Annotated in this window: 22 protein-coding genes; 9 read left to right on the forward strand and 13 right to left on the reverse strand. The window is 44.6% G+C overall.

All coding sequences use genetic code 11. The features are described 5' to 3' along the window. Positions 1 to 280: 280 nt before the first annotated feature. Positions 281 to 451, forward strand: a complete 171-nt coding sequence (locus tag OSCIL6407_RS35705) for a hypothetical protein (protein ID WP_007354609.1) — start codon at positions 281 to 283, stop codon at positions 449 to 451. 240 nt (positions 452 to 691) lie between these two features. Here OSCIL6407_RS35705 and OSCIL6407_RS0128520 read toward each other — a convergent pair whose 3' ends face one another. The 3 genes from OSCIL6407_RS0128520 to OSCIL6407_RS0128530 all read right to left on the reverse strand — a co-directional run bounded on the left by OSCIL6407_RS0128520 (position 692) and on the right by OSCIL6407_RS0128530 (position 2,833). Then, positions 692 to 1,942 (reverse strand): hypothetical protein, encoded by a 1,251-nt coding sequence (locus tag OSCIL6407_RS0128520; protein WP_019487987.1) that lies wholly within the window; start codon positions 1,940 to 1,942, stop codon positions 692 to 694. A 439-nt stretch (positions 1,943 to 2,381) separates the two neighbouring features. Next, the gene (locus OSCIL6407_RS0128525) at positions 2,382 to 2,582 is read right to left on the reverse strand and encodes a hypothetical protein (RefSeq protein WP_234708728.1); all 201 of its coding nucleotides are present in this window, start codon (positions 2,580 to 2,582) and stop codon (positions 2,382 to 2,384) included. After that, positions 2,561 to 2,833 (reverse strand): hypothetical protein, encoded by a 273-nt coding sequence (locus tag OSCIL6407_RS0128530; RefSeq protein WP_007354613.1) that lies wholly within the window; start codon positions 2,831 to 2,833, stop codon positions 2,561 to 2,563. Before OSCIL6407_RS0128530 ends, OSCIL6407_RS0128525 begins: the two co-directional genes overlap by 22 nt. Before the next feature lie 362 nt (positions 2,834 to 3,195). Here OSCIL6407_RS0128530 and OSCIL6407_RS35710 point away from each other — a divergent pair, with 362 nt between their 5' ends. From OSCIL6407_RS35710 to OSCIL6407_RS0128560, 5 genes are all read left to right on the forward strand, one after another. Further along, positions 3,196 to 3,336 (forward strand): hypothetical protein, encoded by a 141-nt coding sequence (locus tag OSCIL6407_RS35710; RefSeq protein ID WP_155523440.1) that lies wholly within the window; start codon positions 3,196 to 3,198, stop codon positions 3,334 to 3,336. Positions 3,337 to 3,530: 194 nt separating this feature from the next. Beyond that, on the forward strand, positions 3,531 to 5,819 hold the full coding sequence (locus OSCIL6407_RS0128540; RefSeq protein ID WP_007354616.1) for an FdhF/YdeP family oxidoreductase: 2,289 nt from the start codon (positions 3,531 to 3,533) through the stop codon (positions 5,817 to 5,819). A 372-nt stretch (positions 5,820 to 6,191) separates the two neighbouring features. Beyond that, positions 6,192 to 6,317, forward strand: coding sequence for a hypothetical protein (locus OSCIL6407_RS38630; RefSeq protein ID WP_015211696.1), 126 nt, complete (start codon positions 6,192 to 6,194; stop codon positions 6,315 to 6,317). 1,353 nt (positions 6,318 to 7,670) lie between these two features. Beyond that, on the forward strand, positions 7,671 to 8,072 hold the full coding sequence (locus tag OSCIL6407_RS0128555) for a plasmid mobilization protein (RefSeq protein WP_007354619.1): 402 nt from the start codon (positions 7,671 to 7,673) through the stop codon (positions 8,070 to 8,072). A 50-nt stretch (positions 8,073 to 8,122) separates the two neighbouring features. Beyond that, entirely contained in the window at positions 8,123 to 9,721 is a 1,599-nt protein-coding gene (locus OSCIL6407_RS0128560; protein ID WP_019487991.1) for a relaxase/mobilization nuclease domain-containing protein, read from the forward strand. Between the two features lie 271 nt (positions 9,722 to 9,992). On the opposite strand, the gene OSCIL6407_RS0128565 is transcribed toward OSCIL6407_RS0128560, so the two are convergent. From OSCIL6407_RS0128565 to OSCIL6407_RS0128605, 10 genes are all read right to left on the reverse strand, one after another. Then, complete coding sequence (locus OSCIL6407_RS0128565; protein WP_007358322.1) at positions 9,993 to 10,730, reverse strand: glycosyl hydrolase 108 family protein; 738 nt, start codon at positions 10,728 to 10,730, stop codon at positions 9,993 to 9,995. Beyond that, entirely contained in the window at positions 10,727 to 11,521 is a 795-nt protein-coding gene (locus tag OSCIL6407_RS0128570; RefSeq protein WP_007358323.1) for a M23 family metallopeptidase, read from the reverse strand. The genes OSCIL6407_RS0128565 and OSCIL6407_RS0128570 overlap by 4 nt, the downstream gene beginning before the upstream one ends. Next, entirely contained in the window at positions 11,514 to 11,945 is a 432-nt protein-coding gene (locus OSCIL6407_RS0128575; RefSeq protein WP_007358324.1) for a hypothetical protein, read from the reverse strand. The genes OSCIL6407_RS0128570 and OSCIL6407_RS0128575 overlap by 8 nt, the downstream gene beginning before the upstream one ends. A 38-nt stretch (positions 11,946 to 11,983) precedes the next feature. Continuing rightward, a complete protein-coding gene (locus OSCIL6407_RS0128580) occupies positions 11,984 to 12,457 on the reverse strand; it encodes a hypothetical protein (RefSeq protein ID WP_007358325.1) in 474 nt (157 codons plus the stop codon). A gap of 128 nt (positions 12,458 to 12,585) precedes the next feature. Then, positions 12,586 to 14,337, reverse strand: coding sequence for a hypothetical protein (locus OSCIL6407_RS31990; RefSeq protein WP_019487992.1), 1,752 nt, complete (start codon positions 14,335 to 14,337; stop codon positions 12,586 to 12,588). Between the two features lie 66 nt (positions 14,338 to 14,403). Further along, positions 14,404 to 15,126: a hypothetical protein gene (locus tag OSCIL6407_RS0128590; RefSeq protein ID WP_007354172.1), complete on the reverse strand. Its 723-nt coding sequence runs from the start codon at positions 15,124 to 15,126 to the stop codon at positions 14,404 to 14,406. A gap of 114 nt (positions 15,127 to 15,240) precedes the next feature. Then, the gene (locus tag OSCIL6407_RS0128595) at positions 15,241 to 15,516 is read right to left on the reverse strand and encodes a hypothetical protein (protein WP_007354171.1); all 276 of its coding nucleotides are present in this window, start codon (positions 15,514 to 15,516) and stop codon (positions 15,241 to 15,243) included. A gap of 44 nt (positions 15,517 to 15,560) precedes the next feature. Continuing rightward, on the reverse strand, positions 15,561 to 16,172 hold the full coding sequence (locus tag OSCIL6407_RS0128600) for a hypothetical protein (RefSeq protein WP_007354170.1): 612 nt from the start codon (positions 16,170 to 16,172) through the stop codon (positions 15,561 to 15,563). Beyond that, on the reverse strand, positions 16,141 to 16,476 hold the full coding sequence (locus tag OSCIL6407_RS33100; RefSeq protein ID WP_007354169.1) for a hypothetical protein: 336 nt from the start codon (positions 16,474 to 16,476) through the stop codon (positions 16,141 to 16,143). Before OSCIL6407_RS33100 ends, OSCIL6407_RS0128600 begins: the two co-directional genes overlap by 32 nt. Positions 16,477 to 16,531: 55 nt before the next feature. After that, the gene (locus tag OSCIL6407_RS0128605; RefSeq protein ID WP_007354168.1) at positions 16,532 to 16,720 is read right to left on the reverse strand and encodes a hypothetical protein; all 189 of its coding nucleotides are present in this window, start codon (positions 16,718 to 16,720) and stop codon (positions 16,532 to 16,534) included. Between the two features lie 170 nt (positions 16,721 to 16,890). Here OSCIL6407_RS0128605 and OSCIL6407_RS31430 point away from each other — a divergent pair, with 170 nt between their 5' ends. The 3 genes from OSCIL6407_RS31430 (at position 16,891) to OSCIL6407_RS35715 (ending at position 20,119) form a co-directional block, all read left to right on the forward strand. Further along, positions 16,891 to 17,112 carry a helix-turn-helix domain-containing protein gene (locus OSCIL6407_RS31430; RefSeq protein ID WP_019487993.1) on the forward strand — a complete coding sequence of 74 codons (222 nt, stop codon included), beginning with the start codon at positions 16,891 to 16,893 and terminating at the stop codon, positions 17,110 to 17,112. Positions 17,113 to 17,204: 92 nt separating this feature from the next. Then, positions 17,205 to 17,489, forward strand: coding sequence for a hypothetical protein (locus tag OSCIL6407_RS0128615; RefSeq protein ID WP_007354166.1), 285 nt, complete (start codon positions 17,205 to 17,207; stop codon positions 17,487 to 17,489). Positions 17,490 to 18,088: 599 nt separating this feature from the next. Then, positions 18,089 to 20,119 (forward strand): CHC2 zinc finger domain-containing protein, encoded by a 2,031-nt coding sequence (locus OSCIL6407_RS35715; RefSeq protein WP_019487994.1) that lies wholly within the window; start codon positions 18,089 to 18,091, stop codon positions 20,117 to 20,119. Positions 20,120 to 20,168 lie beyond the last annotated feature (49 nt).

Raw genomic sequence — 20,168 nt, forward strand, 5'->3', positions numbered from 1 at the left:
GTTAAAGCCGCGAAAGTTTATTTAACTTAATTAAAATTTGTGAAAATTGGAGGAAAATTTAGGATTTTTGAGGGACAAGTAGGAGATATTAGGAAATAAAAGGGAATAATAGGAAATATAAAGGTTAAAATATAAAGCTTTTTGTAGCCCTCAGTAACAATTGTGGTGTTGTTTCTTCTCACAAAAAGTTGCTCTCCTGCGTGAAGGATGCAACTTACGGTTATTGCTGGCAGGCATTACTTCTTAGAAGAACCTGACCTTTGTAGTAGTCGTAACATCAGTGGGATTAGTACCTGAATCTAACCCAACTGATTCAATTACGGCTATCTCGTCAGTTATCCCGACTGAAACTTTTGACACCACAGAGGCTCCGGCGCTCGAATCTGCGCCCAAGAAAAAGTCTCGTCGCGTCGGTCAACGCCAACCGCAACGCGATCCGGTTGGTTCTTAATAGCTGCCATAGCGATTGCTTTGTGGCAGTTCTGTACTCGAATATGGTTTGTCAAGTATATCTTGACCTCTGATCTTTTCCAGCATAAAGTGACCACCTCGGCCACTTTATACCGGAAGTCACAGGTTTTCCCTTGCGTATTTCCCAGCTTGTGTGTGCAAGGTACAAAATCGCGCTACTTAGGCATCAGCATTACATATCTTTACAACATATGGGTTGTAAGAACTTGTTTTTAAGCAACTAATTATTTTCATCCTCTCTTGAAAATCTGTGTTCTTGAGTCTCTTGAGACTTATGTAGATTTTGAATTCCAACTGCCAGTTGTAATGAAAAGTCAAGAGATTTTGTTCCTGAGTCAAATGGTTCATTCACCCCAAGATTTCGGAACCAAAAAAGTTTTGCCAATTGAGTAAGCTTTTCCGGTGGAGTCATGTCAGATCTCTTTGGCCATTGTGCTGTTGAATGACAGCTAAGGCAGGAAGAAAGAGGATTATCTACAGGCCCATTACCTCGCCCAGCCCATCCTAAAGTTTTAGGAGCATTAATTCCTACAGGTGGATTAGATCGGTATTTTACTACTGGGGCTTCTGAGTCAACCCATGACTCTTTAGGAGTCTGCCCCGCCTCATACATTGATTGAGTTAAGTTTGGATCGTTACCCCACATCAAAGTAAGTGGACGAACCCGTTTCCAAGGTGAATCAGCTTGTATGCTCGAATCATATTGAAAAGTTCCGAATATCCAGCCTCCAGATAGCGACCTTTTATCACGTACTGCAATATCAATTTGCAACAATCTAACTTTGGTGGCTCGGATCGTATCAACATCTTTGCTGCGATCGATATCTGCAACCCACTCAGGTGCGCCATCAAGATAAGGAACTTCCGAAATAGGTGCTGTGGTAAATAGAAGTTTGTAAGAAACAGTGCCTTCTGGAAAATTTGCTTTGTCGGGATTGGGTTGGTTAGGATTTGCCCATACTTGTCCTAGAGTAAATCCTCCAGCTTCGTTGTAAAAACCAACGGCATAATTTCTATATTTTTGTGTTTGGGTTGCAGATAACTCAAAGGGACGTGAACTACGTTCAAGTGTCAAACCATGAACAAACTCACGCGCACGCTTACCCTCTTTATCCTCTTCCCAGTGAAGCCAAGGAGCATGAAACCATTTGCGAGTAGGGTTATTTTGAACTACAAAATCATTTTCCAAATTACCCTCGTATGAATAATTTAGAATAGCCATCATGTATTCACGAGGTGAAGTTCGGAAATCAATACTCTTCCAAGGATACTCTTCCCCTGTAGGCTGTTTTTTAGGGTAAGCCTGGCTTAAGACAAACTTAGGACTATCCCAGTTAGGAGGAGGATTGTATCCTACATCTGGAAACGATCCGGGCTGTATTTGTGTCAAACCCAGCAATTGTGTACACATTACAAATGTGATGACTGCAAAAAATATTACAAAAAACTTTATGCCTTTGATTGTAAACATTAAAACACCTAACCTTTATTAATTAGTTGCAAATTAATGCAGTTGACTAACTTTGGCTACTTGTGGTTTGCATTCTTCCAGATCAGCGTCAAAATAACTTGTTGCAAAGACAAGAGAGCGATTGTTCTGTTTTTGGGTTGGGTATAGAGGTTGGGCAGAGATTTGAATTCGTCAAAGCTGACATCAATGAATTCACCAACTTTTCTCTATCTTTCGACAGATATACTCTATTTCTTTAGATAGATGCGTGTCAAGGGGTACTCCCCCTTTTTTCATATGAATTAATATTAAGAATATTTAACAAACTATAAAGATTTGATACTTATTCGCAAACAATACTCTCAAAAACATTTTATGAGCGCTCAATCTATTTTTACTATCAGCTAACAAAAAAGCGGTCTTAATGACCGCTGACAAATTGATTGTATGACCGCTAAAACTACTGATCCTGATAAAGTTCTGTCGATTCTAGTACAGCCTGCTTTTTCGCTTTGGACAACCGATGAATCTGGCAATCAGAATCGACAGCAGCCCAAATCAAGTTAGGTGTCCATTGAGCAACGTCTACCTGATTTAGCTCCTCCTCAATGAGTTCTTCGATTGCTTCCTCATCCATTGTCATCCCAAGCAAATAAGACACAACCGTTTCAATGTAAGCAATTTTTTCACTCTCAGCATCATCATTCGTGCCTCTTCTAATGTTTCTAGTAACTGTTTTTGAGCAGTAAGGCGATCGCTTAAACCAGCATCATCTTGAGCGGTGTAAACGCCCTTAAGTGCCGTGAATGCGCTTGCATAGATACCTTTCACCGCAAACCACTCGGCCTTGAGGCGAGATCCTTGCAAATCCGGCAATATAGGCTGAAAAGCCTTGCCAGCTCTAGGTTTCAAAGATTTCAGGAGTGATTGGAATGGCCCCTTCAAAAGGTTGGGGAATATTTTGTAAATTCACCACATAATCGATCGCTCTGCATGAGCATTCTGGCAGCCCGAAAAAAATACTCTTCCACTTCACTTGTATTGTACAAAAGTGCGGTAGCACTGCATTCAATCAAACGGGAGCCTCCCTGTACTGCAACTCAAGAAGAGAAAACGGCTACCGCCTTTGTCCGATAGATTGATATCCAATGAATTATTAAATAAGTCTTAAGTGTACCGGAACAGAAAAAAACCTCAAAATTAACTTTTTAGGACTGAGTTTTCATGATTTTTTTTGCATAAATTTGCATAAATTTGAGTTCTTGTGAGTTTTCATGAGTAAAACTATGCAAGCTCAGCTTGAATTATTAGCTGAAGTCGAGGCAGTATTTGCAGCAAAACACTCAAATTTATGCAAATTTATGCAAATTTATGCCTGCTTGGAAAGTAAGGAAAAGAGCAGGGATGAGCGGTAGCAAGCAATGTTTTTGTGATCACAAATTGGCTTTAAAACAGCAAGGCTGGTGTGTTCAGGCTATCAAACTAATGTCTGTGGATACGCTTCTGAATGAGATTTGAGGTCGCGATCGCTAAAATCTACCCAATGAGCAATTCTCCCACACCGTAAACTACGCTACGTTGCACAGGTAAAGTACATTGCCTTCGTAACATGAATACCGACCCTCAACCCAAACCACTTTTTTCTGAAACGAATCAGAATACACCAGAAATAGGGGGAGGGTTGCCCGTCATTGAATACTGGGCAGAGCATACGTTATCACCAGAAGGGCCCCCGCTGTGGAAAACTTTATTCCACCACAGTGCTTGCCTGTCATGTTCCTGGGGCACTGGCGGACAAAAGGGAGGGTTTACGAACGAAGAAGGCGAAAAACTGCAACGCTGCATGAAAAGCGTTGAGGCAATTTCAGCCGAGATTAAACCGGCCATTCGAGAAGAATTCTTCGATACTCACTCGATCGCCCAATTACAACGGTTAACTTCTATGGAAGCGGATCGCCTGGGACGGTGGAGTTTTCCAGTGATTCATCGAGCAGGTAGCGATCGCTACGAGCGGATTTCCTGGGAGGAAATCTATGCAATTGCTACGGCTGCGTTCCAAAAACCACCAGAACGAGTCGCCTCTTACAGTTCTGGGCGTGGCTCCAACGAAGCTGCGTTTCTGCTCCAATTGATGTTGCGAACATTGGGATCAAATAACTTGGCGGATTGTTCGGATCTATGCCATGCACCTTCCACCACCGCACTGAAGGAGATGTTTGGTACTAATACCTCGATTGTTAGTCTGGAGAGCCTGAAGCAGGCAGATTGTGTTGTATTAGCGGGAGCCAATTCCTCCTATAATCATCCTCGTTTAATGAATGAGTTGATTAAACTGCGCGATCGCGGCGGCAGGGTGATTGTAATTAATCCCGTGATGGAAATTGGCTTGGTCAAATTTGGCTCTCCCGCCTTCCCCATTAAATCTCTGATTCCCGGTTCAGACATTGCTTCGCTCTATCTTCAGCCGATTCCTGGTAGTGATGTTGCATTATTTGTCGGCATTCAGAAAGCACTGATGGAACAGGGGTATGTAGATCGGGCTTTCCTGCAAGCGCACACTGAAGGCTGGCAAGCTGTATTGGAACAAGCGCGATCGCTCGACTGGGACACCCTGACTGCAACTTGCGGCGTTTCCCAATCGGAAATTGAAACCGCTGCCCAGATAATTGGCACATCTAAAAGGGTTGTCTTTGGATGGGCGATGGGCATTACGCAACACACCAATGGGGTTGATAACGTTTACAGCATTGCCAATACCGCCCTAATCAGTGGACAGATCGCCAAAATGGGAGCCGGAGTGATGCCAGTGCGGGGACATTCCAACGTGCAGGGCTTTGGCTCGATGGGTGTGACGGTGAAGCTCAAAGAAGAGATCAAGCTAGCATTAGAGCAGTTGTTGGGGCGATCGCTCAATTTACCGAAAGGCTACCACACCCGTGACCTGATCGAAGCGGCAGTTGCCGGGAAAGTCGATAGTTTGCTCTGTGTGGGTGGCAATCTCTATAGTGCCAATCCCGATTCAGCACAGGCGAAACGAGCGTTGGGCAATATTGACACCATTATCTATCTCGCGACCAAACCCAACATTGGACACTTTAATGGACTGGCAAAAACCAATACGATCGTCATTCCCGTCCTCAATCGATTTGAAAACCCACACAAAACGACGGTGGAATCGGGTAATAACTTTGTGCGGCTCAATGATGAAGGCACAACCCACTTGAAAGATGCCGATTTGATTTCAGAAGTTGAATTTCTGACAGAATTGGCTCATCGGTTGCTAGGTGAGTATCCCGTCGAGTGGCGCAAACTACAGGATACTCGCTACGTGCGGCAGTTGATTGCCAGAACTATTCCTGGTTACGAAAAGATTGGGGCGATCGATGATACGAAAGAAGAGTTTACTATCTCTGGACGCATTGTCACCGAACCCCACTTCAAAACGCCATCGGGCAAGGCGAAAATGTTTACGACTCCGTTGCCAACACTGACTTTACCAGATGTTAGCGAGTTTGGTATGGAAGAACCTGCCAATAGTCTGGTTCTAGCATTGATGACCGGACGCAGCTATTCTCAACACAATACGGTGGTTTACAAAATTGGTGACAAGTATCGAGGGATGCCGCACCGTCACTGCATTTTAATGAATCGTCTGGATGCCGAGAAAATTGGGTTAGCAGAACACGATCGCGTTACTGTACAGGGTGATGCTGACAAACTCGACAATATCGAAGTGATTTACGGTGCTGTGCGGTCAGGTGCAGCGTTGATGTTCTATCCCGAAGTGAATGTCATTTTTAAGGCAAAAACAGAAACACGCTCTGGTACGCCTGCTTACAAACGGGTACCTGTGCTGGTTTATCACAAGGAGCGATCGCCCAAAACAGCCCAATTGTGAAATTAAAGTCGTCTATTCTTCACTTGTATAAAAACGAGGGATGGACGGTAGCAAGCGTTGCAGCTAAGTTTCTGAAGTGCGCGCAAGCAATTGCTGTACTCGCTACATGGCAATTACCTTCAACTCAGCCTTGCGGGAAATTAAAGTCACCACATCTGGTTTATTCGCTATTCGGAAATTATGTCTGGTCTGAAAGAGAGGGTATTGTCAGAGGCCAAGCGATCGCACCCATGTACCATGAGCGTCCCTCAAGCTGCCAAGAACGATCCAGAACTCTACGCCAAGCTGGAGCTTGATTGACGCACTGAGAGTAGGTCGAGTGCGGGAGCAACGTTTGGCAGAAGGCGAACTTAAAAACAGGCTCCTCACTGTATGAACCCGCAGATATCTATGCTGGAAACAGTCGTACCCAATGTAATAGAACACCAACAGGCTTGGTGGATGGCTGCAAGAGCAACGGTCACGCACAAGCCAACTGAACTACAACTCTTGCTATAAAGCGGCTACCGCCCTTGTTCCGAAGATTGATACGAATAGCTGCATAGCGAATAACTGGGGGGCAATCTTTTAGGCAATCTTAACAGTCTATTCAATTAGTTCGGCTTACTCAAGACAGTCTATTCAATTAGTTCGGCTTGCTCAAGACAGTCTATTCGATTAGTTCGGCTTACTCAAGACAGTCTATTCAATTAGTTCGGTTTGCTCAAAACAACCTATTCGATTAATTCGGCTTACTCAAGATTGAGAGCAAATTATCAATCTTGAGCCTGTTTTGAATCAATTGCAATTTCCATTGCTTCAATTCATAATTGCAGAGTTTGTTGTAAAAATCTTAAATAATTCTTAAGCGTACCAGGACGGGAAAAACCCTCAAAATTCACTTTTCTCAAGTGAGTTTTTTTGAGTTTTTCTGCATAAATTTGAGTTTTTTTGAATAAATTTGTGCAAGCGGCAAATTGAAGTGTTCGCTGTTTTTGGCTTAATTAGCAACAAAAAACTCATAAAAACTCAAATTTATGCAAATTTATGCAAATTTATGCAAGGTAGAAAGCTTGCACAAAAAGCAGAGATGGACGGTAGCAAGCAATGTTTTTGTGATCACAAATCGTACTTTAAAGTGCAGAAATAAAAATAATGCACCCTCATGAATGCGGAAGCCTAACCGCAAGGTCAGGTTTAATACTTTTTTAAGCTTTAATGACAATTGTAACTGTTTGTACTACAAGTTAACTGAATATTGTCTCAACACAATAATGCTCCGTTTTTTCGCATAAAGCGATCGCACAGTCGGCTCCAATTGCACAAAAATTATCATTCTGACCCCGGCATAGATAATGTATGCTCGCACCATCGGCTCGCGCAACATTGGGCGGTAGGACAGTTGTTGCCCTACCCATAGATCATCTCAACTTGGGACAGTGCGGTGAGTGTACTGACTTCAAACAGAGCTGCTACGAATCGACTTCCCGCGATCGCAAACAACCACGATCAAGTTTGACGCGCTGTGCTTGACTTCAGCTTGTACAAGCCTTGCCATGACAAAATACGTTCCTTTGCGTAAGTCCTGATAAATTTAGATGCCTATCGACGGGCTTGAGCCTCGCGCATAGAACCCACCACTACCACCAGCTTTTTGCTCGCTTGTGACTACCATCGCCGGAGCCAGAGGGCAAGCGATCGCACCTCCATGAACAATTTATACAATTAAAGGAAATTATCGTAGTCAATCTCTACTTTAATAAATCCTAATAGCCCTCTCCAATTGGGGGGGATAAAATCACCCACAATAGCGGTGTTCAATTACAGTTGTTAACTTATATATTTACAAACAGTGATTACCGATTAAAAGCTATGAAAAATTTACCGAAAGTCAGACCCAAAGAACGGCTATCAAACCATATCCACATCCGCTTGACTGACTCCGATTACAGCGAAATTCAAACACTAGCTCACCAAGTAAACTTGAGTATGAGCGACTTCATGCGTCGTGCAGCTTTGAGGAGAACTATGCCACACCCTCTATCTGTATTTGATTTGAAAGCCTATCAAGTTTTATGCCAAATTAATGCTCAACTTAAAATTGCCGGAAACAACCTCAATCAGATGAAAAAAGCTTGCAATAGTGCTCTGGTATTGGGAGAACCCGTTATTGTTAATAGAGGACTCTTAGAAAATGTACAGCAACTTATTCGAGAGAACCAAACTGCAATTAAAACAATAGTTGCCAACCTCACCAAATCTACAGTCCGCTAATTCTTAATAAGCCTCAGCAATTGATGTAATAAATCTACTGTGAAACGGCTATGATTGGCAAACAAATCAAAGGTACAGGCTTTCGTGGCTGTCTGAACTATGTGCTCGGCAAAAAAGATGCCGATTTAATTGGTGGTACTATGTGTGGACAAACACCTGAAGAACTTGCTGCTGAATTTGCAATTGCCAGACCACTAAGACCTAACCTGAAAGTAGCAGTATTTCACGCCACTTTATCAGTCGCAAGCACTCAGAAACTAGAAGATTCTGTAAAAAATGAGCAGCGTTGGCTGGCAATCGCAGCCGACTACATGAAAGCAATGGAATTTGACAACAACCAGTATGCAGTTGTCAAGCACAACGATACAGACCATGACCACATTCACATTGTCGCCAGTCGCATTTGCCTAGATGGAAGTGTCGTTGATGATAGCTGGGATTACTACAAAAGCCAAGAAGTAATCCGCCAGCTTGAACAGGACTACAATTTAGAAACTATTGCACCCAGTTGGGAATTAGATAAGCGAGCTCCGACTACTGGAGAACACAGGTACTTACAAAGCAAGGGAAATAAGAGTGTCAGAGTGCAATTGCAAGACCTAATTGATGAAGTTACTCAAGACAAGCCAACTATGCCAGAATTAGTTGAGCAGTTGCAACAACAAAGTGTAGAGGTGCAAGTTAGACTAACTCGAACTGGGTTGAGTAAAGGCATTTCTTACAAATTAGATGGAGTTGCTTTTAGCGGTACTCACTTAGGTAAAGCTTACACTTTTTCAGGATTGCAGAAGCATCGAGGCGTTAGCTATGACCAAGGGCGAGATAACGCCCTAATTGAAGCTTTAATGCAGCGACAAAACTTAGCCAATGCTAGGGGTGAAGCTCAAGCAAATGAGTTAGAGTCGTTACAATCTGAGGTAAGAGCAAATGAATTAGAGTCATTACAATCTGAGGTAAGAGCAACCGCACCTGTAACTCCTGCAATAGCAAATGAATTAGAATTACAACTCTCAATCTTGCCAGAAAGTAATGAAATTCAGTGGACAAGAGTGCGCTCGCATCTAGCCAAAGAGTACAGTTTGCCTTTAAAATTGCTCGATTTATTGCACTCTCATTCTTGGCTATATGCCGATAGCGAAGCCAAAGCTGTCTTTACGAAGCAGACACTATACGGAGAAACCTGTGAAGCTTTCGTTCTGGATGAAATCGGCAACTTTACTACAACCCATACTCTGCCATCTGAAGCTACGTTCTGGGTAACAACCACGGGGGAAATTGAGCGAGCAATGATTGCCTGTAATCCAATTGAAACCCTTTCAATTCTGCTTATTGAACGGGAAAACAACCCGAATAACTTTGCAACTGTACCACCCACAATTTACATAGGAATTGAACGAGCTTCACAACTGCCTAGACAATTCTTACAAGAACTCGATACCGTTATTATAGCAATAGCAGAAGATTCTCTGCTTGCTCAAAATGTACTCGCGCTGCTTCCGAATGCAGAAATTGCCAATCCACAGTCAAGTTGGAATGATATCTGGATACAATTAATTGAGCAAAAACAGCTAATTGAGCGAGAACAGCTAACTTATAAACAAAATAGCCAACACCAAAAACAACGCATTCAAGAAATTGAACTGGATTAGTTGTAAACCACAGTAGCACGCCATTCGATTGAACTGGATTAGTTATTAACAGCAGTAGCACGCCATTCCATTTAACCAGACAACTGAACTGCAACTACTGCATTAAAACGGCTACCGCCCTTGTTTCGAGACATTGACAAAAATAGCTGCAAAAAGCGAGTTCCGAGGCGGGAATTTTTTAGGCAGCTTTAACTGTAACTACCTGCAATAGTAAACAGCCTTAACCAGTCCGAGTTTTAAGTTGGGTTCTTGACAGCGCCCACACACCAGCTTAAAACTTATCAATATACCTATCCCGCCTATCGGCTCGACTGAGCCAACCAGCACGGAAAACTGAATCTTTATTACCCGGTACACTCCACCGAATGTAGTCTTGTCGATGTCGTTCATTAAGCGCCCTCGCTAGTTGTTTCGGGTCAGCAATATTGCCAATTTCCCTCAAATATTGTCTCGACCTCCCCACCCCCGAATTAATAGCAATATCGGCACATACTTCAAAAGCAGGCTGAGGCAACTCAGCACAGCCACCAGGTGCAAAATAATCCTGTTTGTAAATTTCAGCCGCCGCAGTCTTGAATGCCAAGGGATTCTTATCATAAGCAAACTTCACAAACATGGATGGATGACCGTTAAATCCTGCACCCAAATCAGATAGTAAATCATTCCGATGATTCCAACCGACGCTAGGAATAATTCCCATGCAAGTAAAGCCTTTTTGTCCTTGAAACCAGTTGCCGCTGTCGTTACCCAAATTCTGACAGCTTCCCTCGAAACCGAAAGCAAGTTTTAAAGCTGCTTCAGCTTTATTAGTTGATATATTAGTAGCATCTTTTTGTGTTTTTCCCGTAACTTTATCAGCCGTAATTTGAGCAGCACTAATTAACTGCTGTGCTGGTTCAGATTGGATGACTGGCGGCACTAGAATATATGCTACCGTCAGTGCAATAACTCCCCAAGTAACCAGCCTAAAATCAAATTCATCTCGATGTTTAGTTTTGTAAATTGTCATTGGCTGTCCTCTGGCAATTTACTAGTTATTGTCATCTGGATAAACCCGGCTATTGGCGGTACTTTTTCGCCATCAGTGCCACCCGAACGCTGTTGAAAATGAAGGTGCGGTCCCGTACCCGCCGTACCCGATTTAGCGATGACTGTGCCTACTTTTTGAAGACCGCTTTTGCACTCTCCAACGGGCAAATGAAGGTAGTCAAAACTAACGCCCCATTCTGTTACAGAATAGCTAGCAACCCAACCCCAGCGGCCATTTTCCCAACACCGAACGTTAACGGTTCCTCCTATTGGCCCAATCGCATACAAAGGCGTGTACATTGGTGTTGCCACGTCTGTTCCAAAGTGCATCGAACTGCAACCGGGACATGGTGACTTACGAGGCCCAAATGCACTACTGATTTGATATCCTGCAACGTTGTCCCCCGCTTGTAGAGAAGTTGCCCATTTTCCGCTAAACTTGGGGGTATTGTTGGAATTAATGCGGCTACTGCGAGCAGTTTCGGATAACCCTGATGCAATTGTTGCCTGTTGATTATTAGCGGCTAATTGAACTGTTTGACCTGATTGAACTGTTTGAACAGCTTGCCCACCTCTCACCAACACTCCAACTGAATTCTGCAAAATTTGGTTAAGCCCAGGTGCTAAAATAGCGATCGCGATTCCCGTAACCACCACAGCAGTAATAAAATCCCCCCGGCGGTAAGCAGTGTCCAAACGGACTGGATTGTGCTGATAGCCAGATAAAGGAGAATAGACAATAGAAGATGTGTCAACAGGAAACTCAAACATCAGTCAATATCTCCCGCTTATCAAAGGTGTAACTCTTCAACTTGCCATCAGGCTCAAATTGCACAATTAACTTTTTGCCATTAGTAGCAGTCCAGCTAAATTTATCGAGTTCAATCCCACATCCAGCACCGATAATTGCTTCGATTTCTGCGATCGCTGTTCCAGTTTTTAGCAACTCTCTGACTTGGGCATATTGTTCAACAGTGAAGGGTTTTTGATTGATACAACCTGTTGCAGTTTGAGCTAAAACAGTTTTGATTTGATGGGCTGCAATCACACCTGCTTTCTCCACTCTCTGCTTCGTTTCTGGCAACAACGCCCCATCGAATTTCAAGTAATAACCGCTTCGTAAATTGAGCAATAACAACCCACTCATTAACAATAAAGCGATAGCGTTAGATGGTCTTAATTTAGCCCATGCCATAGCAATTTAATGGGGCATTGCTGCCCCATCCTCCCTGATTATTCGTTATCAGAAATAGGTACAGTTTGCAGAGCACCCCGCTGCAATTGCCGCAGTTCAGTTCTTGTCAATTGACGACCCCCTCCATAACTAGCAAAGGTAGGAGAAAAGCTGGTATTGGCATAGTTAATAGTTTGGGTACCCAAACCACCACCAACTGCCCAGCCAACTTGAGCCGGGTTAAAAGGGTCTGGAGATTTCGCTACTTGCTGTCTGGAAATCAAGGCATTCCAGACAAAGAAAAACCCAAAAATCGATAGCCAAATCAACCCAATACTGACACTAGCTGTGCGAATTGGCCACTTGCGTAATGCTTTAATCCACAAACAAATGGCATCATATCCCACCCATGGATTGCTATCAGCATCATAGTTAGGAACAACCACAACACGAGTCACAACCGTTTGTTGGGATTGGGTTTGATAATTGGGTTGTAAGGGAACATGAACTATTGAACTATTGTTGTTAGTCAAGGAATTTACCTCCTATAAAATGAAGTTGAGAATTGGGCAATAGCCCAGGTTTTGCAAAGGATTGCACTCTGCTATCACGCTTGGTTACGGTTGGCTATGCCTGTTTATTTGTCAGTATCAAAAGCAATTTACTTAAGAAAATCAGCAAAGTGAGCAATCAAAATGGGCGGAGCATACTTACGAATCAAGTAGCAAAAACAGGGCTTGCCCACATTACTATAAGAGCGATGCGAATCTGGTTCATGTCGCTTACACCGCAGCACATTTTTGATAATATCGCTGGCATTTCTGCTAACATCTAAGTAGCTCAAAATCTCTTCAAAAAGCTCCACCTCTGTTACATCTGGAAAGTATTTGGCAAACTGAGACTCGTCCCAAACAACAGGCCAAACTGGGGGGACAAAAGGAGGATTTGGTGGCATTCTTGAGACGTGAGACTCGTCCCTGGGACTTTGGGACGCTTCACTCAGATTGCTTTGTGGCTGTTGGGTTTGTTTGGGACTCGTCTCGCTGTTTGGGACTTGTCCCATCCAATCTCCTGATAGAAATTCTGAGCGATATCGCCTTTCTGCAATTAGCTTATTGATTTCCTCTTCAGTCGATTCGGCTACCCAGTAATCCCAACTAATTTGAGGATTATTCGGTGACTGTTGATTTGATTGTTGGCTTGGTTGCTGTTGATTTTGTTGATGTTGACTTTGTTGATGTTGATTTGGTTGCTGTTGACTTGATTGTTGTTGACTTGGTTGCTGTTGGCTTGATTGTTGCTGATTAGGTTGTTGTTGCCAAGGTTTAGGTATTGGCAATTCAGAGGAAATCACATCCGACTTTTCGCGATAGCTTAATTCAGGAAATAGCTGAATCAAGTATTGCGAATTCATCCAAGGTTGCAACTGTACCGCCTCTCGAATGGGATTGCCATCATCGTCTTCTCGATACCCCTTAATAAAGCCTCGAAAGGCAGGTCTAGGATGCCCAAAAGTGTCCCTTTCTGCCTTAAGATGAAGCGTGAGTAATTGCTCCTCTTTCATCTCATGTTCGCCTGTACGCTTGCTATTACCCGTGCCACCTTTCTTGTCCGTATGGCTGATTAAGATAGGAAATTCTCTAGCTTTTCTGGCATCAGATAAGACGGAAAATAGGAAATCCTCTACACCATTTCCAGGGATACGAGTAGCATAATTGGTGTACTCATCCCACACCGAAGTAATAGGAGGAGAATTGAGGTTGCGGGTTTTGAGTCGCTTGTAATAATTAGAGAGTTGAGCCGCAATTGCGGCATAGTTTTGTTGGTGTCCAACTAAACGACAAGCGAACCATTTATCCTCATTTTGATGAGCGTGAGGGTCGCTCACTTCTAAGCTGTGTCCGCAGTACAATTTTCTTAGTAAAATTAAGAAGCCAACAAAGGTAGTTTTGAAGGCTCCTTGACCTCCTTTTACTAGCAAAGCAGGGGGTTCAAGCAAGCACAAAACCCACTTAGTCTCAGGTTGATTGAGTAACATCCACAACTCTTCTAATCTGCGGTCATTTGCTCCTTTAGCTGCATCAATTGGTATTATTGGTTGAGTGGGAGGTGTGGGACTATTAGAAGAGTCTGGAGGCTGTTGTCCTGGTTGCCCAGGCGTTGTTTGTTGTGACTCTAATTCCAACACTTTGTAGAGGTGATAGCAGCCAGTTCCTACACTAATAAGAGCGATAGCGATGCCAATTGGTTTCCAATCAGGCGGCTTAGAAGTGGCGTATAACTTGTCAGTTTGCTGCCACAACTGCACATCTCTTTCTGTCAATACATCTTGAGTTTTAGTGGCATGATAACCAATAGTTAATGCACCCATAAAGCAGCCAGTAGCAATGCACGCTCGTACCCATTTATTCATGGCTGTTTGACCTCCTGTTCTCGATTGAATTTCATGGCTGTTTGACCTCCTGTTCTCGATTGAATTTCATGGCTGTTTGACCTCTTGTTCTCGATTGAATTCTCGTTCAGCTTCTCGCTGTTCTTCTATTTGCTTCCCTGATAAAGCTTCAGCAGATTGTTGTAGATAAAGAGTGCGACTTTGCCTTAGTTTCCGCATAGCTGCTATCATTAAATTAGGCTGGACATCGGCAATGGTGGAAACTTGTCCAGTTCGAGCTTGTAGCACTGCACAATACTCAAATAAAGCAGCAGCCATTCTGGGATAGTCAAGTCGAATTGCTGCTTGATTCCAATCTGTTTCTATGCGACTTTCTACTAAGTCAAAACATCCGTCGCGGCTCATGCGGTGACAGGGGTGTTTTTTGTCTTCTCTTTGTTTGTCAATGTTGAAGGTCTTTTTCTGAGCTTCTGCTAGGATTAATCGCTGCCATTGACCGGGTTCTCCTACGCCATCACCCCATACAAATAGGTTCATTTGTTGTTGGTCTTGGAGGAAGTTGGTATCGAGTTGATTGACTAATGTTTGGGGGTTGAAAGTGGTGGTTGGTGCTACTTTCTTTTGAGGTTGGCTGTTGAAAGTCCAATAGGCGATAATTCCGGCAATAGGTAGTGCTACCGCACCAACTGCAATCAATCGAATTGCTAGGGGCGATAGTTTGAATTTAGGGCGGTTTTTTTGTTGTTCAAAAGTCAATGGATATGGTGGTGGTTGCCATTCGGGTTGGGGTGGAATTGGTTGTACATCCATGTTATTTATCCTGTTGTTGTTAAGAGATTGCTAAGCCATCTGTACCTATAAATACTTCAGGTTTTCTCCTGTTGTTGTTAAGAGATTGCTAAGCCATCTGTACCTATAAATACTTCAGGTTTTCTCCTGTTGTTGTTGAGAGATTGCTAAGCCATCTGTACCTATAAATACTTCAGTTGCACCGATAATTAGCTCAGTTGATGGTGGTGAAATCTTGGAGGACTTGGGCTCTGTTTTTTGAGGCTTTAGGAAACAGGAAAGGCAAATAGCTAAGGCGATAAAGGCTCCACCTAAACTGCCGATTGGGGTGCTGTTGCCAACTGCAACGCCGCTCAACATTGTTAAGCTGGTGATGCCAATTGCTCTATTTCTTTCCTGTTCAACTAACACTTTTTGTTGTATCGCTAGGGCTTTTCCTAGTTCTGTATGAGCTTCTACCAGAGCCCTGCTGATTGTTGCCGTTGGGTGGTTTTGTAAGGTTCTAAGGCACTCGAAGTTACGGGTACTGCTAACTTGGGGGTGGGAAGTTTGGCTTCCCTCAAGTCTAAAGGGGTGGCTGCTGCTGCCTCTGATAAACTGTTTAAGTTGCTGCGAAGGTTGTTGCCAAAGTCGGATAATTCGGTGACTAAAGTGGTGACGTAACCTACTTTTAAGGCTTGCACGTTGGTTTTGGCCATTTGTGATCCTGTTTCGGCGAGGCCAATGTTGCCTTGCTGTGTGGCTTCAATAAGTGCTTGAATGGCTGCACCTTTATCTTCTGTTTCGTCTCGTTTGGCATCGGAGGGTTTAGCTATAGCATCTGGGTCGATTTCGTTGCAGTAAGCACTGCGTCCGTTTCGGGATGATGCTATTTGTAAAATGGCATCGTCAGGTGAGAGTTTTTCATCCCTTACTAGCGAGTAATAATGGCGGATTTCAGTAGCATCAATTTCGTCAACTTGTGAGTTTTGCCAATTGGGTTGACCTAATGCTTTTCGGACATTGGTGATGTCGGCAACTTTGGCGAGTCCGAGTTCACTTTTGAGTTCTGTTCTGGAAATATTCATGGGTTGGCAATCCTTGTTCAATTAAACGCCTGTGTACTGGGTCAATGCGGTAGTTGGCTTCAATCAGCCATTTTTCGAGGGTGACTAAGCACCATTTGTGGAAGTCTGAGAACTTTCGCTCGTGCAGTTTGCGACTGAACTCCGGGCATTCTTCTAAGAGGGACAGCCTTCGCTTAAATGTTGCTTCTGACATAGGCTTGCGGCCGCCGAGGAGAAGTTTGAGTTCTGTTCTTTCCCACCATGAGCGCGTTCCTGTGCTAGGGTTGAAAGCCCTGACTGTGATTGGTTTACGGTGTTTTTTCATCACTTTCGTGAGCTAATTCGTGAGCTAATTGAGAGAGTTGTTTTTTCGATTTGAATTAGCTCACAAAGGGGGTAAAAAAATTTAGCTGATAGGGCGATCGCGCGATCGCTTTGAGTTCAACAAGCTTGAGGGCGCGATCGTTTTCTGGGATGGCGGTGAATTGGTTAGCCTGTCCCAGTTGCTGCGGGAGATTGGGTTGAGGCAGAGCGATCGCGAATTGTGCGACCGCCTGATTTTGCGTCATAGTGAATTAGCTCCTATGTTAATGAGAGTTGAGCCAGCGGTAAAAGTTGTCCAGACCAGCACCGCTGGCTTTTAGATACCTGTTGCTAGTGCATTATAGCACTATAGCTATATCAGTCAAGGGCATTGTGATGGTATTAGGTAGGTAAAGATGAGCAAATTTATGAAGTAATGGCAAAACACACCATCCGATGTAGGCTTCAAGAATGGATAGATGCAATGGGGCTGACCTATTCCGCTGTAGCTGAATCGGCTGATGTTGATGTAGGTGCTGTGCGACGATTAGCAAAGAATCAGTTTGACCGAGTGGACTGTGCTACGTGGCAAGCGATCTGCAAACTCTTCAATAAACAGATAAACGAACTTTTTTATGAGGAAAAACCAGAGGATTGACATACGGGAGACTTTACTTAACAATACTTAACTTTTGACTGTCACATAAATTAATATTAGGATCTGTATACGATCAATTATTTAACTGCGGTATGATCGTAGAAGTCCAAGCGAACATTGCTATATCTATGGCGAGAATAAGAGGAGTGGGCGGACACCGCCGTAAAGGAGAACCAGCTCTTTATAATGAAATAAAAAAGCTGGTTACGATTTCCCTTACTCCAACAGGCGTTGCAAACCTTGATGCACGAGCAACACAACTCGGAACTAACCGGAGTGACCTGATCGAGCAGTTTGCCAGAGGGCTGTTGGATGCCACTCCCGCACCGACTGAAGGTGAATTGCAGGAAACGCAGACCCCCGCGAAAGCTTCTTGATAGAGACTAAGTAGTTCTATCAAGACAAGCTGCACGGATTGGGTAACGTTTCTGGTTTACCAAGTTTGGGGCGATTGTAGCGCCTATTAGGAGCGCAAAATTACCACTTGAGGACTGCTTATGGGGTCGCGCTCGCGGCTATTAAGTACAAAAAATGCCCCTAAAATCGTATTCGGGGCATAGCCATTAAGTAAGTTAAAAAGGATCGGAGTCATCTCGACAACTCGATTGTGGAGTGCTGTGTGAATTGAACCCTCGCGCACACTCTCAATTCTGCTGCCTGATGCCGTGTTTTAGTTATGCAAAATTAGCGGAAATGCGTAAGCATTCTCAGCTAGAGACTTGTCAATCACTTGTCAAGTTCCTCAAGCTGTAAATTCAAAGCATTTTAGTTAATCCAATAGTAACGCAAAAGGAGCAAAATAGTCACCCTATTGGAGGGAACCAATTGGGGGAGTCAACCAAAACTCTCAACACCCTTTCCTCCAAACACGCTCAAGCATAACTACCACACCCAACAACTCCGACTCCTGTCCATCCCATAACCCGCAAGAGGCTTCATCCTCACGCACTTCCCAAACACCACAGGAGCGTCAACCATGTCAGAATTCACAGAAATTTCAACAGCATCTCAAAACCCATCAACCAACACCCCCCAAACCAGCGTTCAAACACAGATTCCCCAAACCAAACAGCAAATCATCGCCTGGGTACGAGATCGCCTCAACAAACCCCCCTTCCCCATCAGCCCCCAACAGTCCCTACTCAACAACAAAGTCGAAAAACAACCCGCTTACTACGATCGCCACTACTACAAAACCTTAGAATGGAAGCCCTACCAAAAGTGGCACTCCCTTGACCCCAAACTCCAAGAACAACTAATCGCCACCTGGCACTCCGACCACCGCATCGACGGCGTAAGCACCCTCGGCGGCTGGAACGGGCAACATTGGCTATGCTGGATCGACTTCGACCTTAATGCCAGCGAAACCCCAGAAATACTCAAAACCCGCATCGACGCTTGGATTAACACCTACCCCATCCTCCAAAGCGCCCCCCAATTCTTAACACCCTCCGGCGGCTACCGCGTCCTCGTCGCCTTCCTCACAGAACCACAAGACTTCGGGGCCAACAACGGCTTCGCCTTCACCCCCAACACCACAGTCCGAGAAGGCGAACTCCTCACCAAAAACGGCGGTCACACCCTATTACCGCCTACCATCGGCTCCAACGGCAAAAAATACGAATTCACCGTATGGTCAGAATATCCCCCCACCGTACCAGGGCCCGAATCCATCGGCTTGTACCCCTGTAAAGACACCAAAACCTTTCAACGCCAACCCCTCGAGCGCAAAACAAACACCTTGGGGAATGCACCAGCCCCCAAAATCGTACACAACGGCTTCGGACAAAGCTTAGTAGAAATACTCGAACAAGAAATCTACCCCAAACTGAGCGCAGATAGCCTTTTCGGAGACTTAGAAGACTGGAAAGGAACCGAAAAAAACTGCTGGTGTCCCTTGTGCACCATCCGCGAACAAGCCCCATCCTTCAACGTTCCAGCCGACAAAACCACATTTTTCTGCTATGGCTGCCGGGCCACAGGCAGTTGGGCCGACTACATCATGCTTCGGGATGGCGTAGACTTCAAAACAGCCATCAAAACCCTAGCAAATATAGCTAGAGTGCAACTGCCGCCAACCTTTGACAAAGTTTCCGGCCCTATCCGTCAAAGTTACAATCGCAACGGCAATGGTAACAACAACCACGCTGGAAACGCGATTCCTGGCAATGGTAATGGCGGTAATGGCAATGGCGATCGCAGCATTAGTGGCAATGGCAGTGGCAACAACGGCTACAGCAGTGGCAACAACGGTATTGGCAATAGCGGTAATAACGGCTACAACCACACTGCAAACTCAATTCATGGCAGTGGTAATGGCGTTATTAGCAATAGCAATGGCGATCGCGATAACGGCTACACTGCAAACTCGATTCCTGGCAATGGTAATAGCGGTAATGGCAATGGCGATCGCCACAACAACCACGCTGCAAACTCGATTCATGGCAATGGCAGTAGCAATAGCGGCTACACCGGAAACTCGATTCACGGTAATGGCAACAGCAACAACAGCCACGCCGGAAACTCTGGCAATGGCGATCGCGATAACGGCTACACCGGAAACTCTAGCAGTGGTAATGGCGATCGCGATCGCGATAACGGCTACACCGGAAACTCTAGCAACGGTAATGGCAATAGCAATAGCAGTCGCAACGGCAATGGTAGTAGCGACAACGACTACACCGTAAACTCTGGCAATGGCAGTAGCGACAACAGCTACGGCTACCCCGGAAACTCTGGCAACGGCTATGGCAACAACAACAACAATCAACCCCCACCCGAACCCGAATTCGACCTATACACCCAAGTCCATAACATCGTCACCAGCAACCTAGAACCTGGCCGACAACTAGCCGCCCTAGTCGAACTTGGAGCCGCAACCGGACACCCCCTCAGCGGCATCGAAAAATTGCCAGAGAAATCGAACTCTCACTCAATCGGCAAAACACCGCCCCCGACGATGCCACCGAACTGTCCAAACTGCTCACTTACCGAGCCGAACACCTAGACATCCCATCCATATATCCCAAAGCCCTAGCCAGCGCCCTCCTCTCCAA

Source organism: Kamptonema formosum PCC 6407, assembly GCF_000332155.1.
GTDB classification, from domain to species: domain Bacteria; phylum Cyanobacteriota; class Cyanobacteriia; order Cyanobacteriales; family Microcoleaceae; genus Kamptonema; species Kamptonema formosum.

Excerpts from the sequence above, each read along its gene's own strand:
- OSCIL6407_RS0128520 (WP_019487987.1), bottom strand. The coding sequence starts at position 1,942 with ATGTTTACAATCAAAGGCATAAAGTTTTTTGTAATATTTTTTGCAGTC.
- OSCIL6407_RS35710 (WP_155523440.1), top strand. The coding sequence starts at position 3,196 with ATGAGTAAAACTATGCAAGCTCAGCTTGAATTATTAGCTGAAGTCGAG.
- OSCIL6407_RS0128540 (WP_007354616.1), top strand. The coding sequence starts at position 3,531 with ATGAATACCGACCCTCAACCCAAACCACTTTTTTCTGAAACGAATCAG.
- OSCIL6407_RS38630 (WP_015211696.1), top strand. The coding sequence starts at position 6,192 with ATGAACCCGCAGATATCTATGCTGGAAACAGTCGTACCCAATGTAATA.
- OSCIL6407_RS0128555 (WP_007354619.1), top strand. The coding sequence starts at position 7,671 with ATGAAAAATTTACCGAAAGTCAGACCCAAAGAACGGCTATCAAACCAT.
- OSCIL6407_RS0128560 (WP_019487991.1), top strand. The coding sequence starts at position 8,123 with ATGATTGGCAAACAAATCAAAGGTACAGGCTTTCGTGGCTGTCTGAAC.
- OSCIL6407_RS0128565 (WP_007358322.1), bottom strand. The coding sequence starts at position 10,730 with ATGACAATTTACAAAACTAAACATCGAGATGAATTTGATTTTAGGCTG.
- OSCIL6407_RS0128570 (WP_007358323.1), bottom strand. The coding sequence starts at position 11,521 with ATGTTTGAGTTTCCTGTTGACACATCTTCTATTGTCTATTCTCCTTTA.
- OSCIL6407_RS0128575 (WP_007358324.1), bottom strand. The coding sequence starts at position 11,945 with ATGGCATGGGCTAAATTAAGACCATCTAACGCTATCGCTTTATTGTTA.
- OSCIL6407_RS31990 (WP_019487992.1), bottom strand. The coding sequence starts at position 14,337 with ATGAATAAATGGGTACGAGCGTGCATTGCTACTGGCTGCTTTATGGGT.
- OSCIL6407_RS0128590 (WP_007354172.1), bottom strand. The coding sequence starts at position 15,126 with ATGGATGTACAACCAATTCCACCCCAACCCGAATGGCAACCACCACCA.
- OSCIL6407_RS0128600 (WP_007354170.1), bottom strand. The coding sequence starts at position 16,172 with ATGAATATTTCCAGAACAGAACTCAAAAGTGAACTCGGACTCGCCAAA.
- OSCIL6407_RS33100 (WP_007354169.1), bottom strand. The coding sequence starts at position 16,476 with ATGAAAAAACACCGTAAACCAATCACAGTCAGGGCTTTCAACCCTAGC.
- OSCIL6407_RS0128605 (WP_007354168.1), bottom strand. The coding sequence starts at position 16,720 with ATGACGCAAAATCAGGCGGTCGCACAATTCGCGATCGCTCTGCCTCAA.
- OSCIL6407_RS31430 (WP_019487993.1), top strand. The coding sequence starts at position 16,891 with ATGGCAAAACACACCATCCGATGTAGGCTTCAAGAATGGATAGATGCA.
- OSCIL6407_RS0128615 (WP_007354166.1), top strand. The coding sequence starts at position 17,205 with ATGATCGTAGAAGTCCAAGCGAACATTGCTATATCTATGGCGAGAATA.
- OSCIL6407_RS35715 (WP_019487994.1), top strand. The coding sequence starts at position 18,089 with ATGTCAGAATTCACAGAAATTTCAACAGCATCTCAAAACCCATCAACC.